This window comes from Pantoea sp. X-Soil-ISGK-421, from assembly GCF_059730785.1.
Genome location: NZ_AP035980.1, coordinates 335,499 through 351,892 on the forward strand (window position 1 = coordinate 335,499; position 16,394 = coordinate 351,892).

Annotated in this window: 14 protein-coding genes; 6 read left to right on the plus strand and 8 right to left on the minus strand. The window is 54.1% G+C overall.

Annotated features, from left to right (window positions below; translation table 11 throughout):
- Nucleotides 1-32: 32 nt before the first annotated feature.
- Entirely contained in the window at nt 33-1,211 is a 1,179-nt protein-coding gene (locus AC6I8K_RS20235; protein ID WP_497827423.1) for an MFS transporter, read from the minus strand.
- Between the two features lie 293 nt (nt 1,212-1,504).
- Nucleotides 1,505-2,620: a metallophosphoesterase gene (locus AC6I8K_RS20240; RefSeq protein WP_497827424.1), complete on the minus strand. Its 1,116-nt coding sequence runs from the start codon at nt 2,618-2,620 to the stop codon at nt 1,505-1,507.
- A gap of 124 nt (nt 2,621-2,744) precedes the next feature.
- Here AC6I8K_RS20240 and AC6I8K_RS20245 point away from each other — a divergent pair, with 124 nt between their 5' ends.
- Nucleotides 2,745-3,098: an MmcQ/YjbR family DNA-binding protein gene (locus AC6I8K_RS20245; protein ID WP_483818484.1), complete on the plus strand. Its 354-nt coding sequence runs from the start codon at nt 2,745-2,747 to the stop codon at nt 3,096-3,098.
- 30 nt (nt 3,099-3,128) lie between these two features.
- Here the strand turns inward: AC6I8K_RS20245 and cybB are convergent, their stop codons facing one another.
- Nucleotides 3,129-3,668 (minus strand): cytochrome b561, encoded by a 540-nt coding sequence (cybB, locus tag AC6I8K_RS20250; protein WP_497827425.1) that lies wholly within the window; start codon nt 3,666-3,668, stop codon nt 3,129-3,131.
- Nucleotides 3,669-3,758: 90 nt separating this feature from the next.
- A complete protein-coding gene (locus tag AC6I8K_RS20255) occupies nt 3,759-4,253 on the minus strand; it encodes a MarR family winged helix-turn-helix transcriptional regulator (protein WP_497827426.1) in 495 nt (164 codons plus the stop codon).
- Nucleotides 4,254-4,451: 198 nt separating this feature from the next.
- Here AC6I8K_RS20255 and AC6I8K_RS20260 point away from each other — a divergent pair, with 198 nt between their 5' ends.
- Entirely contained in the window at nt 4,452-5,600 is a 1,149-nt protein-coding gene (locus tag AC6I8K_RS20260; RefSeq protein WP_497827427.1) for an MFS transporter, read from the plus strand.
- A gap of 87 nt (nt 5,601-5,687) precedes the next feature.
- The gene (locus AC6I8K_RS20265; protein ID WP_064740105.1) at nt 5,688-6,110 is read left to right on the plus strand and encodes a nucleotide triphosphate diphosphatase NUDT15; all 423 of its coding nucleotides are present in this window, start codon (nt 5,688-5,690) and stop codon (nt 6,108-6,110) included.
- Here the strand turns inward: AC6I8K_RS20265 and AC6I8K_RS20270 are convergent.
- From AC6I8K_RS20270 to AC6I8K_RS20280, 3 genes are all read right to left on the minus strand, one after another.
- Nucleotides 6,097-6,468, minus strand: coding sequence for a RidA family protein (locus tag AC6I8K_RS20270; protein ID WP_497827428.1), 372 nt, complete (start codon nt 6,466-6,468; stop codon nt 6,097-6,099). The genes AC6I8K_RS20265 and AC6I8K_RS20270 overlap by 14 nt on opposite strands.
- 10 nt (nt 6,469-6,478) lie before the next feature.
- The gene (locus AC6I8K_RS20275) at nt 6,479-6,943 is read right to left on the minus strand and encodes a GNAT family N-acetyltransferase (protein WP_483818479.1); all 465 of its coding nucleotides are present in this window, start codon (nt 6,941-6,943) and stop codon (nt 6,479-6,481) included.
- A gap of 109 nt (nt 6,944-7,052) precedes the next feature.
- A complete protein-coding gene (locus AC6I8K_RS20280) occupies nt 7,053-7,799 on the minus strand; it encodes an SDR family oxidoreductase (protein ID WP_497827429.1) in 747 nt (248 codons plus the stop codon).
- A gap of 99 nt (nt 7,800-7,898) precedes the next feature.
- On the opposite strand from AC6I8K_RS20280, the gene AC6I8K_RS20285 reads away from it, so the two are divergent.
- Nucleotides 7,899-8,801 carry a cupin domain-containing protein gene (locus tag AC6I8K_RS20285; protein WP_497827430.1) on the plus strand — a complete coding sequence of 301 codons (903 nt, stop codon included), beginning with the start codon at nt 7,899-7,901 and terminating at the stop codon, nt 8,799-8,801.
- Here AC6I8K_RS20285 and AC6I8K_RS20290 read toward each other — a convergent pair.
- Nucleotides 8,798-9,220 carry a DUF2000 domain-containing protein gene (locus AC6I8K_RS20290; RefSeq protein ID WP_497827431.1) on the minus strand — a complete coding sequence of 141 codons (423 nt, stop codon included), beginning with the start codon at nt 9,218-9,220 and terminating at the stop codon, nt 8,798-8,800. The two genes, AC6I8K_RS20285 and AC6I8K_RS20290, sit on opposite strands and share 4 nt — an antisense overlap.
- 267 nt (nt 9,221-9,487) lie before the next feature.
- Here AC6I8K_RS20290 and AC6I8K_RS20295 point away from each other — a divergent pair, with 267 nt between their 5' ends.
- Both AC6I8K_RS20295 and AC6I8K_RS20300 read left to right on the plus strand, forming a co-directional pair.
- Complete coding sequence (locus AC6I8K_RS20295; RefSeq protein WP_064740101.1) at nt 9,488-9,967, plus strand: Lrp/AsnC family transcriptional regulator; 480 nt, start codon at nt 9,488-9,490, stop codon at nt 9,965-9,967.
- Between the two features lie 303 nt (nt 9,968-10,270).
- Nucleotides 10,271-16,246 carry an autotransporter outer membrane beta-barrel domain-containing protein gene (locus AC6I8K_RS20300; RefSeq protein WP_497827432.1) on the plus strand — a complete coding sequence of 1,992 codons (5,976 nt, stop codon included), beginning with the start codon at nt 10,271-10,273 and terminating at the stop codon, nt 16,244-16,246.
- Nucleotides 16,247-16,394: the final 148 nt, after the last annotated feature.

A 16,394-nucleotide genomic window follows, 5' to 3' on the forward strand; every position in this document is an offset into this window, starting at 1 on the left:
TCTACTTTAAACTGCCGATTTACTGTTGTGCATCAAGCTCGTTCTGCGCAAAGCTGCGTCGATTTGGTGTCAGAACGGTGCTTCACCGCGATGCTGATGAACGCCAGGAGGGCAAAAAGTACGCTACTAAGTACCACCGAGTGCGTGCCGAGTTGAGCGATAAACCAACCGCCGGTTAGCGAACCAATAGTAATGCCAAGGTTCGAGAACGACATATAAAGACTGTTGGCAAATTCTGGCGCTTCGCTGGCCTCGCGCATTAGCCAGGTTTGGCTGACAACCAAGCCGGAGGAGTGGAATGCGCCCCAGAACACGGTCAGCAAACACATTGCCAATGGAGAAAAGCCGAGGAACCACACCAGCAGAAAGACCACGGTAAACAACAGCGGATAGGCGTATGTGGTTTTCACCACGCTCTTCTGCAGAAAACTGCTGAACACAAAGTTGCCGGTGAAACCACAAATGCCGAACAGGATAAGCATCGCGCTAATGGCGTTGTTGCTGAGATGGGTCACGCTCGCCAAATAATCAGCGACATAGCTAAACCCAGAGAACATGGCCGCGAACACCAGCGTGACGGTGGAGATCGTTAGCCACAGTTTACCATTACGTAATACGGAAACCTGGCTGGCAAAAGAGACTTTATGGGTGGCGGGCATGGATGGCATAAAGGCCATGACGCCGATGAACGCCAGCACGCAGGCGATCGCACCAAAGTAAAATGCCGCAGACAGTGAAAGGTGATCGGCAATCAGTGAACTCAGCGGTACGCCCAATACTAAACCGATCGCCACGCCAGCAAAGACCTTGGCGGCAGCGCCAGCGGCTTTTTCTTTTGGAACAGAATTAGCCGCCACCACCAGCGCAACGGCAAAGAATACCGCATGCGCCAGCGCAGGAAGAATACGGAACAGCAGCATCAGGTTGAAGACATTAGTAGTGGCATATATCAGGTTAGAAATAATAAATACCACTAGAATACTGAGCAACACCGTTTTCTTATTGAATCCTGAAAGCATTAAAGTGATAAACGGCCCAGTCACCGCCACAATAATGGCGTAAATACTGACGAGGAATCCCACCTGTGTTGGCGTGACATGAAGTTGGGAGACGAGTTTTGGCAACAGACCAATGATGGCAATTTCGGTGGTGATTACCCCGAAAACAGCAACAGACAGCGCCAGTAAAAGCAGTGAGCTTTTATTTTGCATAGCATACCCTTGTGAAAAAACCGCAATGAAATAAAGGAAAGCCAAAGAGCGGAATACGACCTTTATGCGTTATGACCGGTATATTTTTCCGGAAGAGCATCATCGCGAAGTTTTCACAGCGGGGAAATATGCTTATAAACGTTTCAGTGGAGACATAGATTCGTCAATAAGGTTGTTAATAAGAGGATAGGTTTCATCAAACTCGATTTGTTGACGTAACCTTTCAGGCAGGCGCGCATTGAGCAAATGCCCCAATGCGCGTTGATCTTCTTTCTCTTGGGGGCAAATTAGCGTTAGGGTTTGCGCTGCAGCGTAATGCGGGTTAACTCGGAGGGGCGGCCCAAACGTACCGCCATGCCAGGCCACAGCGCGGTGCCATTGTTGACGTAAAGTTGCATGCCGCCCACCTGATAAAGCCCCGAGACAAAGCCCGCGTTGGGTTTCGCAAACAGTCGGTCAAAACCTACAATCAGGCCGCCGTGCGTGTGACCGGAAAGTTGCAGATCGATTTTCTTAACCGCATTTTGCCGGGCGTTACGCGGCTGGTGATCGAGCAAGATGATCGGTGCATTTTCCGGTGCGCCGGCCAGCGTTTGCTCCAGATCCGGACCGACAGCACCACGTCGTGACGCTGATGTATCTGGCATGCCTGCAATCACTAATTCAGCCTGATCGCGCTTAATGACCGTATGGCGATTAAGTAGCGGCTCAAGGCCGAGTGACGCCAGATGCGCAGTCCAGCGCTCCTGCTCGAAGAAATACTCATGATTCCCGGTGATAGCAAAAACGCCATCCGGCGCATGTAGCCCACGCAGCGGTTCAACATCCGCACGGCGATTCTGCAGCGTGCCGTCAATCACATCGCCGGTGACCAGAATGAGGTCGACATCCAGCGTCATGGCTTTTTGCACCAGCGCGCGCGTCCATTTCTCATTGAAGAGTTTGGTGATGTGCATATCGGTTAACTGTAACAGTTGATAGCCTTCAAAAGCGCGGGGAAGGTTATCGATATCAATCGTCACATCTTTAATCGGCGGAACGCGGATGGCCTGATAAACGCCGACGGTGGCCAGAATCATGGCAAACGCCGCCGCTACATAGCGAACCGCAGGCACGATTTCAAACGGATGACGGAACAACAACGAAACGAGCGCCACCACATCAATTACCAACTGCGTCAGCGCAAGAAACAACACGGCGCTGAAGCCCCAGTTGAATAAGATGACAATCGCGCGCGGCATTTCCGGGGAGAACATGCTGCCTGATGTAAATCGACTCACCAGCAGATACTGCGAAGCCAGTAACACCAGCAAAGACAGAATGATTTTTAACAGCAATGGCATGGCTAACGGGAATAAAAATCGTACGATCACATACCAGCTCGGTATGCTAAAAATCAGATGAAACATCACTCACTTCCCTGGTTAAAGGCGCTACACCAGCGCAAAAATACCCTACGCAGTGTAGTCTTAACGGCTTAAAATTATGGCTTCGCGTGTGCTTTTTTTACGCGCCGCCGAACAAGGAGGATGCATGCAACGCCAGCAGTTGTTCGATCACATCAATCAGCATTATCAGATAGAGCCCGATTATCCGTGGAAAAAGCTCAGTGAATATGCGGTGCTGCGTCATCCACGGCACCGCAAATGGTTTGCGCTGGTGTTTCCGCTGGAGAGTCACAAACTCGGCCTGCCGGATGGACCGGTGATTGAGGTGATGAACATCAAAACCCGGCCCGAACTGAATGGATCGCTGCGTCAACAGCACGGCGTTTATCCAGCTTATCACATGAACAAAGAACACTGGCTGAGCATCACGCTGGAAAACGGCTTGCCGGATAGCGAGATTCTGGCGCTGCTTGACGACAGCTTTAACCTGACGTTTTAGTCAGCCTATGTGACAATGTCACTATTAGCCTCAACGCGAGCGACGCGATGGCATCATGCGCAGTAACGTATTGTCTTTGAAAAGATAATGGTGCGCCAGCGCGGCAACCGCATGAATGCCAATCAGCCAGTAACCATAAGGCGCGAGTGTTTCATGCCAGCCCGCAATCATGTCGGCGAAATCGGGATCGGGATCGCCACTTACCGGCATCGGAATGCCGAAGATCCACCATGTGCGGCCCATATAAAAGCGTGACAAAATCCCCAGCGTCGGCAATACGATGAAAAACACGTAGATCGCCAGATGCATCAGATGCGCCAGTCCGGTTTGCCAATGCGGTGGTTTGGGCAAAATTGCCGGGCTGCGATGGCGAAAACGCAGCAGGATGCGTGTCAGCATAATCACCAGCACACAACTTCCTGCGCTGAAGTGACTCATGATCATCGCAAAGCCTTGCCACGAACCGCGCGTCGCCAATCCACGGAATTCCATGGTGCAATATGCAATAACGACTAACAGAAAGGTCAACCAATGAAGAAAAATCTGCGATGGCGCGTATTTATTGCTCATTTCTAATCCGTAAAATGCCTGGCGAGATGCGTACTTTAAGGGAAAATGCGCTGAATTAATTCATTATTTGACACATTAGTCACCTCGTTTTTACCTTTCCGTTTCACTTGCCACTAACAATTGACTCAATAAGCTTTTGAGCTGCAATTGCTGAGAGGCATCCAGCGCAGCCAGCAGGCTGTTTTGCGTTTCCGTATGCACTCTCAGCGCTTGCTCGATCTTCGCTAATCCCGCATCGGTAAGCGCCACCAGCATGCTGCGCTTATCCTCGGGATCGGCGACACGCACAATTGAACCGACGGCTTCCAGCCGATTGAGGCGATGGGTCATCGCGCCCGATGTCACCAGCAACGATTTATACAGCTGCGTGGGCGATAAGCGATAGGGCGCACCCGCACGTCGCAGCGTGGCAAGCACATCAAATTCGCCATCGCGAAATCCAAACGGTGCCAGTGCTTCAGCACGGGCTTTCGCCAGATGCTTCATGATGCGCAGCATGCGACCAAAAACGGCCATTGACGATGCATCCAACTCCGGCATCGCGCTGGCCCACTGTTCCACCACAAAATCGACGTGATCCGTCAATATCCTTCTCCTTACAACCTGGTTGATGCATTTCTGCCCACACCATATATCGCGCTGCTACGGTGTGTACGGTCATTGATTTTCACCATCATCTCTTGCGCATTGAATCTCCCATTTGTTGCTTTGTGCGCATGGGCTATTGTTGTTGCAAAAAGTATCTTAACGTTAAGACACTTTTAATGTGTCTGGAGATGCTCTGTGAATCGTACTTTACCTGCGGTTGGGATGTTTGCCTTACTGGTTTTTATTATCGCCCTGAATTTACGGCCCATTATGGCGGCGATGGGGCCGCTGTTTCCGCTACTGCAGCGCGACGCGCAGCTCAACGCGACGCAGCTAAGTCTGCTCACCACGTTGCCGGTAATCATGATGGGATTGGCGGCGCTGGCCGGTCCGTTGCTGCTGCGTCAGCTCGGTGAAGTGCGCGGTATCGCTGCCGGATTAGTGTTGCTGGCGCTGGCGAGCGTAGCGCGCGGATTCGACCAATCCGCGGGTGCGTTGATTATCAGTGCGCTGGTGGCGGGTGGCGGCATCGGGTTAATTCAGGCATTGATGCCAGCGCAAATCAAACGTCACTTCGGTGAAAAAGCGGGCACGCTGATGGCGCTGTTTACTACCGGCATTATGGCGGGCGCAGCGATTGCCGCCGCCAGCGCGGCGCCATTGGCGAATACGCAAGGTTTAGCGTTAACGCTGGCGATTCCAGTCGTGCCTGCAGTCCTCGCGCTGTTGTTATGGCTGAAGATTTCACACGGCGTAGCGCCGATTCAAAGCAGAAACCCGCCACGCGCCACGCGCTCCACGCGTGCGTGGCTGTTGATGATCTTCTTTGGTATCGGTACCGGTGCATACACTTTAGTGCTGGCGTGGCTGCCGCCGTTTTACATGCAGCACGGTTGGCAACCGGAGCAGAGCGGATACGTGCTGGGCGCGCTGACGCTGACAGAAGTAGCCGCAGGATTTGTCCTGTCGGCGCTGATCCATCGTTTCCGCGATCGTCGCCGTCCGTTGCTGGTGGTTTTAACCTTTATTTTGCTGGGTTTGATGAGTTTGCTGCTGCTGGGTGGCGCGCAGGTGTGGCTGCCCACATTGCTACTGGGAGTGGGCATTGGCGCGCTGTTTCCCCTCTCGCTGATCGTTACGCTCGATCACGCGCACACGCCGGAAGAAGCGGGCGCATTGCTATCATTTGTGCAGGGAGGCGGTTATTTACTGGCGGCGTTGATGCCACTGATCGCGGGCATTGTACGTGACCGCGCCGCCTCGCTGGATAGTGCGTGGATCATAATGAGCGTGGGCATTGTGCTACTGATGGTGATGGCGCTGCGTTTTAAACCGCAAAGATAAACCGCCGACAGAGAATGTGATAAAACGTGGGGCAGTTTTTACACCTAAGGTCGTCATGTGTGACGGCCTGGCAAAAAAGGAGCAACGATGTCGCCACAAGTGGGGATCGGCGTATTAATTTTCCGCAACGGAAAACTGTTACTGGGGCAACGCAAAGGCAGTCACGGCGCGGGCGACTGGTCTGCGCCGGGCGGGCATCTGGAGTTTGGCGAATCGCCGGAAGCCTGTGCGCGTCGAGAAGTGCTGGAAGAAGCCGGCCTACAGCTTGGCGAACTGCAAAACGGTGCGTTCGTTAGCGATGTGTTTCCCGAGGTCAACAAGCACTACATAACGCTGCTGATGGTGGCGCAGGATGTTATCGGCGAACCGCAATTGATGGAGCCAGAAAAGTGCCACGGCTGGCAATGGTTCGCGCCGGAGGATCTGCCGCAACCGCTGTTTGCGCCGCTGCGCACCTGGATGGCGCGCGATGGATTGGCGGCGCTGCAGGCACTGGCTAAAGTGCGATAATCGCCTCAATCTCAATCTTTAAATCCGGCGAGAAAAGTTGGCTGATTTGTACCAGCGAACTGGCAGGAAGATGGTCGCCATAGTGTTTAAATAGCACGGTGCGTAAAGCGTTGATTTCATCAAATGAGGTGATGAAAATCGTCACCTTGATCAGCTTTTCCAGCGAACTGTTTTCCTCAGCCGCGATGGTATGCAATTGCTGGAATAGGGTTTCTGCTTGCGTAGCGATATCGGCCTGCTGCGCTGGCGTACCGAAGGCGGTCAAGCCAGAAACATACAAGGTATCATTGTGCTTTACCGTATGCACATAAGGCGCTTTGACTTCACCCAATTGCGGATAGTTTTTACGAATCAGCATCTGTTTCTCCTTAAACAATTTCAAGAACCATCACCGTAACCTCTTCATCAGCAATCTCACGCTGCTCCACATCCTGCCAGCCGAAGCGGCGATAGAGCGCTTGTTGATCCGGCGTATACAGCCACAGCGCGGTAATCCCACGCAGACGCGCTTCGGTAATTACGCGCGTCACTAAAGCACTCGCCAGCCCTTTGCCACGATGTTCTGCGGCAGTAATGACTTCGCCGAGCCAAAACTCGCGCTCGGCAATATCGTTAAGTTCGTAATGGATTATGCTGGCGGTCGCCATCAATGCGCCTTCTGCCGAGGTCGCAATCAACGTCAGGGTTTGAATTTCATCAGCATTGCGCGCCTGTAAACGCTGCTGAATAACCGCCGCATCGCGCCAGTTGGGTAAATCTGACCATTCGCAATGCAGCATCCGTGTCACCGCGTCCAAAAACTGTGGCTGCTGCGCCAGCAGGCTAATGTGCATTTCTAATCCTAAAACGTGGCAGACGAGAGTGACAACATAGCGGCTAGCCGTTGATGTTGCCAGGCAAACTGCCGTTGCTTTTCACCATGGCAGTCGCCGAAATTCACCGTTAGCCCACTTCGTTTGCCAGCGCCACCGCATCTTCGCCGGCTGGAATGCGCATCGGTGCATTGGGGTCCGTCGCCGCTTGCCACACCGCTTCGGCTACATCAAGCGCTTTGGTGGTCGGTTGCGGTTGTTGCATCCTGTTTAACACGCCATCTAATAGCGGCTGATAGGGCTCAAGCTGCGTGTTCTCCATGCGCGGCGTAGCGTTCTTGCCAAAATCGGTGGTGGGCGCCAAGCCTGGCAGCACCAGGCGTACTTTGATATTGAACGGCTCAAGCTCCAGCGCCAGCGATTCGGTAAAGGCATTTACCGCCGCTTTGCTGGCGGTATACACCGCCAGCAGCGGCAGAGGTTTCAGCGTTACCGTCGAGGTCACGTTGATAATCGTACCGCTCTGTTTAGCACGGAACTGTGGCAGCACAGCCTGCGACAGTGCGATGGTGCCAAGCGTGTTAGTTTCAAACACGTCGCGTACCGTCGATATTAGCGTGCCTTCTAGCGAGGCCAGCAAGCCAATCCCGGCGTTATTCACCAGCACATCAATGTCGCCCGCTTCAGCAATGGCATTTTTAATGCTGCCGGCATCGCTAACGTCCAATGGCAGTAGACGAAGATTATCCGACGCCGGGAACAGATCGGCGCGCGGATTGCGCATGGTGGCGATCACTTTCCAGCCTCGTTCCAGAAAATAGAGCGCGGTGGCGTGACCAAAGCCAGAAGAACAGCCGGTGATCAGAATCGTTTTCATCTTTCACTCCTGCATTGCATTGGGGTAGACGAACACTATAGAGTCAACCAGCTGGACTCACTACAACACAACGTCCGGCTTTCATTCGCAGGAGTCCAAATGATCGATCCCTTAGCTGAAATGGTGTCGCTGCTGCAGCCGCAAGCGGCGTTTTCCAAACGCGCCCGCGCCAATGGCCAATGGCGGGTGGATCGCAGTGAAACCGGTCAGCCGTTCTATTGTGTCGTGCTGGAAGGGCGCAGCCAGTTGAAGATGAAAGGGCACCCAGCCATCTCGCTTGAGCAGGGCGATTTTGTACTGATCCCAGCGGCGTGTGAATTTAGCATGACCAGTGCCCAACCGCCGGCCGCCGATGCGCCTGCAACAACGCCACACATGCTTGCGCCCGGTGAATTCTGGATCGGCGATCAGCAACAGCCCGCCGATGTACAAACACTCATTGGCTTTTGCCAGTTCGGCGCGCCCGATGCCGGATTGATTGTTTCGCTGCTGCCGCAGTTCATTCATGTTCGCGGCGAATCGCGCTTAACCACACTGGTACAATTGGTGATGGACGAATGCCGGGCACAGCGTCCGGCGCGCCATGTGGTGCTGGAACGCCTGCTGGAGTTGTTATTAATAGAAGCGTTGCGATCGATACCGATCTGCAATGCGTGTCCGGGCGTGATGAGCGGGTTAGCCGATGAGCGCCTGGCGGCGGCGATCCGCGCCATTCACGCGAATCCGGCGCACAACTGGACGGTGGCCGAGTTGGCGAAAGCCGCAGCGCTATCACGTTCTTCTTTTTTTGTGCGCTTCCGGGAAGCGGTTGGCGTTGCTCCGATGGTCTATTTACTTACATGGCGCATGGCGCTGGCGAAAAATTTGCTGCGTGGCAAACGCATGGCGGTGGCCGAAGTGGCGGAGCGCGTTGGCTATCGCTCCGCCAGCGCGTTCAGCGTGGCATTCAGCCGCTATGTCGGTCAGCCACCCGCGTGGTTTGCGGCTGAAGAGGAGAGTTAGCGATACAGTTTCAAATTACCGGTTAAACGGGTAATTTTTTTCTTTGGACCGATCAAACCGATTGCCACCAACTCAATCTGATCGCTGTGCGCGTCAGCAATACGTTCGCCGTACTCTTCATACGTTTTGCAGGATTGCGCCAGCGCGCTAAACGGCATCGCAAAGATCTCGCTATCCGCGACGCTTATTTGCTGTAATTCGCGCAGGTAATTGCCGTCCGCCAATAACACCGGCAGCGGCGCGTAGATGACGCCGGGATAATTAACGCCATCCTGGCATTGCTGATCCGGCCCCACCAAATTCCCGATCAATTTTCCAAAACTAATGCCGATAACGCTAGCAGCGTTCATTGCCAATCCTGCAGGCAATTGCTGATCGATCACGATGGTACAGCGATGGGTGTTTGCGTCGAAATTCATGCTTCAGGCTTCACTTTGAGTGGGTTATAGGTACGCGCTTCTGCGAATAACGCTGGTATTCCCGGTGCGCATAAATGCGCACCCTACGCCGTAGGATCGCCATTCATGGCGACCTGGCTACATCCGCGCAATGACTCTGACGGCAATAATCAGACGAAAAGTATGCCGCATCCCCAAGGGAAAGTGCTTTCTGAATAGGTTGCAAAAGCGGCGGAATAGGGATAAAAACCCCCTTAATCACTACTTAAAGGAAAGAATTATCCGCTTATGACTCTGAGCAAGACAGATATCAAAATCCTCCAGCAGTTGCAGCAGGACGCGCGCATCACCAACCAACATCTCGCTGACGAAATTGGCCTCTCCGCCTCGCCAACCTGGCGCAAAGTGCGCAAGTTGGAAGAGGATGAAGTGATTCAGGGCTATCGCGCTGTACTGAATCGAAAAAAGATTGGCCTTAATGTGATGGTGTTTGTACGCGTCACCATTGATAGCCACAGCGAAGCCGAAGCGCGAAAATTCGAACAGAAAGTGATGGCGCTGGATAATGTGGTGTCCTGCTACAGCATCGGCGGCGATGCGGATTTCTTATTACAGGTGGTGGCAGCAGATTTGGATGCGTATGCAGAATTTGCTATGTCGGTCATTCGCCGCCTGCCGGGGATAAAGGAGATGCAAAGTATGTTTGTGTTGAAAGAGATAAAAGGATTGGCGGCCTGGCCTTTGGAAAAAAAGATGCTTAATGAATAGCTTCTGGAAAATTTCTGAACGCATGTTCATAAAGCCGAATGAAATGAATGTCTCTCAAAGATTTTAATTTACTCATTCAGGGTAGATCCGCTTAAAAATACAATTTTCCTGGCTCAATTCCTAAATCCTCTCTCCCGCCTCACAAATACTTAACTCAAACTGGACGCTTTCCTGCTTAAGCGACGATACTCATTTCATCCGATTTCAAATATTAAAATCCTGAAACAAATTAATTCAGTCAGTTAAACAATCTGAAGCACACTGCTTTGTGCCTTTTGTCTTTTCTCTCTTGAGGAAAACATTGTGTTTAAATTAAATCCGGTATTACTAAGCCTTGTGGCTGCGCAAGGCATGATGTTCCCTGTGTTGCCGACAACGGCAGCGATATTAAAGCCTTATACGCCTGAAATTAATGACAATAAGGTTGGAGCCTACTGTTTATGCAATGGCAGCACGCAAACGCTCAGCGGATTACCAAAGTTTCCACCCGGTGAGAGTGGCGTGGGGAGCGTGACAATTGGTGAGTTGCGATCGATTGGTCGTATTATTAACGACGATGTTATTGGTGCGCCACGCTTACAAATTGGGCCGCAAAATTATTCCATCGGCGTTTTTGATCCCAATTACAACACCTATGTTAATTATCAGGCGTTTAATAGCGCGGAACTGGTTGATTTACCCGCTGTTGGTCTGGAAACCGTAGTGCCAGATTATTTTGATGTAAACGACAAGCAATATATCAATGCGCGCGTCGCGTCCGTCAGTAAAGGCACGCTTAATATCGATATGGGTAAGCATAACGCGGCAACGTCTTCCTCCAGTAATAGCTGGTCAATGGCGGCGAAACAAAGTCAGTTATTTACCGCCAGCAATAAAGGGAATTTGAACTGGAACAGTAATAACCGCATTGCCTTCACGGCAGCAACCACGCCGTACGGTGGCGATCGGCTGGCGTATGACGTGGGTAACGTCGTTGAATATGCCGGTGTGTTTAGTGTTGGCATGTACGACGGCAGCGTCACCTGGTTTAACGTCACTAATCTTAGCGAATTGCGTGCTTACAACGACTGGCTCATCGAGCAACTCTCATACGGCAAATTGATTACCCAAAACTACAATAGCGATTTTAATCAGGCCTTTCGCCTGCGTGAGGGCCGCGTGGTCTATCGCATGAGCACCAACAACTTCGACGATGAAGTGGCGCTGCCGATATTCGATCAGGTGGTGCTCAGCGCCGATGGCCCGAAAGCGACAGTGAAAATCAATCGCGGCAAAACGCTGGAAGTGGTGAACAGCAATAGCGCGGTGATGCGCGCCAGCAACGGGGCGAAGGCGATTGTCGACGGCAAACTCTCCAGCACCGGTTCGGGTCTGGAGTTACTTTATGGCGCGCGCGGCTACAATAACGGCGTCATCAACGCCGGTTTTCTCAATAACGCCAATGGTTCAGGTGTGGATAGCAGTACGGTTGGTGCGGGCGGCAGCGCAGTCACTGCCAGTTATGAAAGTCGATTCATTAATCGTGGTGTGATCAATGTGCAACCCGGCGCAGGCTTCAGCGCCGGCATCAATGCCTATAACAGCAAGGTAATTAACCACGGCAACATCAACGTCGGCGTCAGCGATGTCAGTAACGGTGGCGCAGCGGCTGGCGTATTGTTGAGCAGCGATGGCAAAGGCGGTTTCGTTAATGCCAGAGATGGCACCCTCTACATCGGGCGCTCACCGCAAAATCGCAAAAATGATCCAACCGAAGATGTCGCCGTCAATCTGAGTGGCGGTGCCAGCGGTATCTATCAATTTCTTGACTCAAAAGCGGTGAATAACGGCCACATCGTCATTGGCTCAAAAGTGCAAAACGCGGCGGGGATGAAGGTGGAACTTGCGCCTCACGCGGTCACGCTTAACAACGGCGTAATCGACGTAAATGGCCTGATACAACCCGAGCCTGCAGAGAACGTTGGCATGTTAGTGCTCGATTCCGGCAGTCTCGGCAAGGTTGGCAATACGGGCACCATCAATATTAACGGCTACAACAGCACCGGACTCAAAGTCATCGCGCGCGATGGCAATGACTCCGTAGCGTTTTCCAGCGGGGCAATCAATGTGCCTGGCGATGGCGATCGCTATACCGACGCCTTTAGCACTGCAGTGTGGGTAAAGGGCGACCCGGGCGGTACCGCCTACGCAAACCTTAGCGGGCCGATTCGACTTGGCGGAAACTCAAACATTGGTATTCGCGCGGAGGGCAGCGCGGGCGTGGATGTCAGCGCCAATGCGGTGCCGATATCTGTGCCTGATCCCAACGTGTATACCGCTCGCCATATTAGTTTTTATACCATTGGACCCAATGCCAGAATCAACTTACCCGCCAACGGCAGCTACAGCGCCACCGTGCCGTACGGCAACATATTTCGCGTTGCAGATGGTGCAGATTTTGATGGCACCGGCCGCACGCTTTCCATGACCAACGCCTTTGCGACGGGCGTGTACGGCAGTGGTGAGTTCACCGACGTCAATACTAATGGCGCGACCTTCAACGTTGCAGGTAATTACGCCCGTGCAGTTGAGATCAGTGATGGTGCGCACGCCACCATTGATGCGGCTACCCGTATCAGACTGCTCAGTAATGGCGCGACCGGCGCCGTTGCTGATGGCAACAAATTCACCCTGGTGGGCCAACCCATCAATCCGGAAACGCAGTTTAATCCTGATACGCTGTTGATCAACCACGCATCGCTTAGCGGCGTCGCTGATAATCAGCAGGCGTTGGTTGTCACCAATCACGCTCAGTTGCTTAATACCGGCGACATCACCTTAGGCGGCCAGAGGACCAACGGCATTTATGCGCAAAATGGCGCCTTTGCCTTCAACCGTGGCGATATTACGGTGACGCGCGGCAGCACGGGGCTGTATGCGTATGGCAACCCCGAATACACCGATGGCGTAACGCCGACGGAAGTCATCAATATCGGCTTACTCAATGTGTATAACGTGGATTCTGAGAGTTTTTCTCCCAGCAAAGGGGTGATCTCCTATCACCAGTTGGCGCGCTTCTCGCAAAACGGCACCATCAATTTGTTCGGCACAAACGCGCTGGCGGGCGCGGTGTTCGCCGGTGGACTGCTTGAGTTAGGCGACGGCAATAGCGTGGTGTACCACGACAGAAATCAATACGGTTTTCGCGCGGCGGATCCCGGTACGCGTTTGATCAGCCATGGCGGCAGTACCGATGTCAGCACGGAAAACTCCAGGTTGTACGAAATTGTTAACGGCGCGTGGCTGTATGCCGAAACGCCAGGCAACGTGACGCTCAGCGGTGAAAGTACCACCGGTATGGACGTGAGCGGGTACGACGCTTCTGTTTCCAGCACCGACAATTACACCGTAACCGGTAAAAATGCCACGGTGATGCGCGTCAGCGGCAGCGCCGAGGGCGTCATTACCAGCGGTATCGCATTGAATGGCGAAAACGGTACGGCGGCGGTGGTCGGCGGCGATGAGTCGGAAATCTACTCCGCCTCGCAAATCACCGGCAACGGCCGCAATAGCACCGCGTTTGATGTGAGCGGGGGTGCGCGCTTGTTTAATCAGTATCAGGGCGTGGTCGATCTCACCGGGCCCAACAGCACCGGCGCGCGCGTGCATGACGGCGGTAACTTTATTAACCGTGGCAGCATGCATATTGCATCGGGCATCGGCGTGGATGTCAGCAGCGGCTACGGTCAATACGTTCCAGTGGACAGTTCCCTGCGTGTCGATGACGGCATCGCAGCGTTGCGCGTGGGTAACGGCGGCTGGCTGAAAATCTACGGCGACGGGCAGGGCGCGAGCGCCATCCAGGCGATGGGCAATGCGGATGGTTTGCTGCTTGATACCGGCGCGCAGGGCTTTGAAGCCAACGACATCATCCTGGGTAGCTACGGTAGCGGCAGCGTGATCAACAATCGCGCTGAAACCACCAATATCTCGCTGGAGAACGTGATGCTGGACGTGAGCGGCGGCAACGGTGTGCGCTCGGCCACCTCGTTCGATCCCAATGGCAGCGCGCTGATTAATGTCAGCGGCGGCGGTACCGGCTACCGCTTCGAAAATGCCGATGGTTCAACCACCAGCAACGATCTGGTGATCGGGAAGGATTATGCCATTTTGGTTTCCGGACAAGGCACCGGCATTCGCGCCAACACCCGCGGCAGAGTGATTTCGCAGGGTTCCATCGGCATTCGCGATTTCAACGGCGGTTCGGCGATTGTCACCAGCACCGCCAGCCAGGTGATCAACCAGGGCTCGATTACTTCGCTGAGCCGCGTCTCTCCGCTGATTGATCTGCGCGGCGGAGAGACGGTATTTATCAATGAAGGCACGATTAACGCGCCGTTCCCGGATCAGGTGGTAGTAGCCGGTGGCGCGGGTAATGATGTGATTGCACTGCTCGATGGTTCGGTGATTGGCGATGTGAATACCGGCAACGGCAGCGATGAAGTGGTGGTCACCGGCGGCACGCTGAATGGCAGTCTGACGATGGGCAGCGGCGCAGCGAATCAGGCGACGGTGCAAAAAGTCAGCCTGGCGGATACTCGCCACATCACCACCGAAAACGGCGCAGGCAGCACGCTCAGCCTGAGCGAACTGACGGCGCGCGGCGGCTCATTTGCCAGCGATGATACCCGCAAAGGCACCAACCTCGGCGCGGGCTGGAGCACGCTCAATTTCTTCGCGACGAAATGGACGCTAACTGACAACATCAAACTGGCGCACAGCACCATCAATATTGATGCCGGCAGTACGCTGTTCGCCGGCGATAACGTCAACCCGCTGTTGCAAGGCGCGACCGGTGATTCGCTGGTGGTGAATAACGCCGGTACGCTGGATCTCACCAACGGCGGCAGCACAGCGGCGAATACCTTAACCATTGATGGCGAACTGGCATCGGCGGGCGGCAGCCTGAAACTCAACTCGACTGCGACACAAAGTGACACTTTGCGCGTAAACGGCAATGTCACAGGAACGACGTTGATCGAGGATCGGCTAATCGGCGGCCCGCTGCTGGATAGCAACCGCGATGGCGCGATTGCCAATAACGAAGGTGTGTCGCTGGCGCAGGTGACCGGCAGCGCCAGCGCAACCAGCTTTGCGCTACAGAGCGGCTATGTGGCGTCCGGGCCGTGGCAATACGGCTTAGCCAGCTTTGCGCCCGGCAGCTCCGCTGCGGGCGGATGGGATTATCGATTGGCTAACAACTTTGTCTGTGAAGAGGGTTCGCTGTGTCAGCCACGCGCAGGCAGCAATCAGCGCGCCGCGCGTCTGGCCGTGACGCCGCAGGTGCCATCGTATATCTCGGCACCGGTCGGTTTGGCTTATTACTCGCTGGCGGTAACCGACGATCTGCATAAACGCCTCGGCGAATTGCGTCAGCAGCAAACCGATTCTGCTGCGGTGGGCGGCGAGATGTTTATCCGTTATCTCGGCTCCAATCTCAAATATCAAAGCAATCGCGGTTTAGCGGATTACGGCTACGACTTCGATCTGGATTACAGCGCCGTGCAATTGGGCGGCAACCTGCTGCGTGCTGATGGCGCGAAAGATAGCCTGCGTGGCGGCGTGGCGTATACGCGCGGTAACACCCGTATTCGCCCACACGCGGCGGACGGTTACAGCTCCACCAGTTTTGATAGCGACAGCATTTCGCTGTACGGCACCTGGCTGCGTGACAGCGGATTTTACCTCGATGGCTCATTGAGCTGGGGTTGGTATCGCGGAGAAACCGACATTGCGCGCCAGAAAGAAGTGGCATCACCGAAAGGTAACGGCTGGACGGCCTCGGTAGAATCGGGCTATCCGTTCACCTTCGCCCACGGCGTACGCCTCGAACCGCAGGCACAAATTACCTGGTTGCAGATAAAAATGGACAGCTTCACCGATGGCGATCGCACGCGCGTAGCGTACAACGATTACGATCAAACCATTGGCCGACTCGGCGCGCGCCTTGATCGCACCTGGCAGGACGCCAGCCAGAATGCCTACACGCCTTATCTTCGCGCTAATTACTACAAAGGCTGGGGCGGCACCGCGAAAACCAAGATAGGTTCAGCAGATGCTGAAGGCAGCCAAACCTTTGAAAGCGGTAAGTTCGGTCAGATGTGGGATGTTGGCTTAGGCGGCAGCGCTACGCTGAATAAGGACGTCGCGCTGTATGCCGAAGCGGATTACCGCAAAGAGATCGATGGCAACGGTGCTAAAGGCTGGCGTTATAACGCGGGCGTGCGATGGTCGTTTTAACATTTAGCGTGTCTACTTCATATCGCCGGTGTTGAACTCCCCAGCATGGGCGATATGCAGGCCATAACCGAAGGGCGCAACACGCGCGATGGGGTCGAGAAGACGCTACGCGAACTCGGCTGCGTTTTTCCTCCGTAGCGGCGCAATT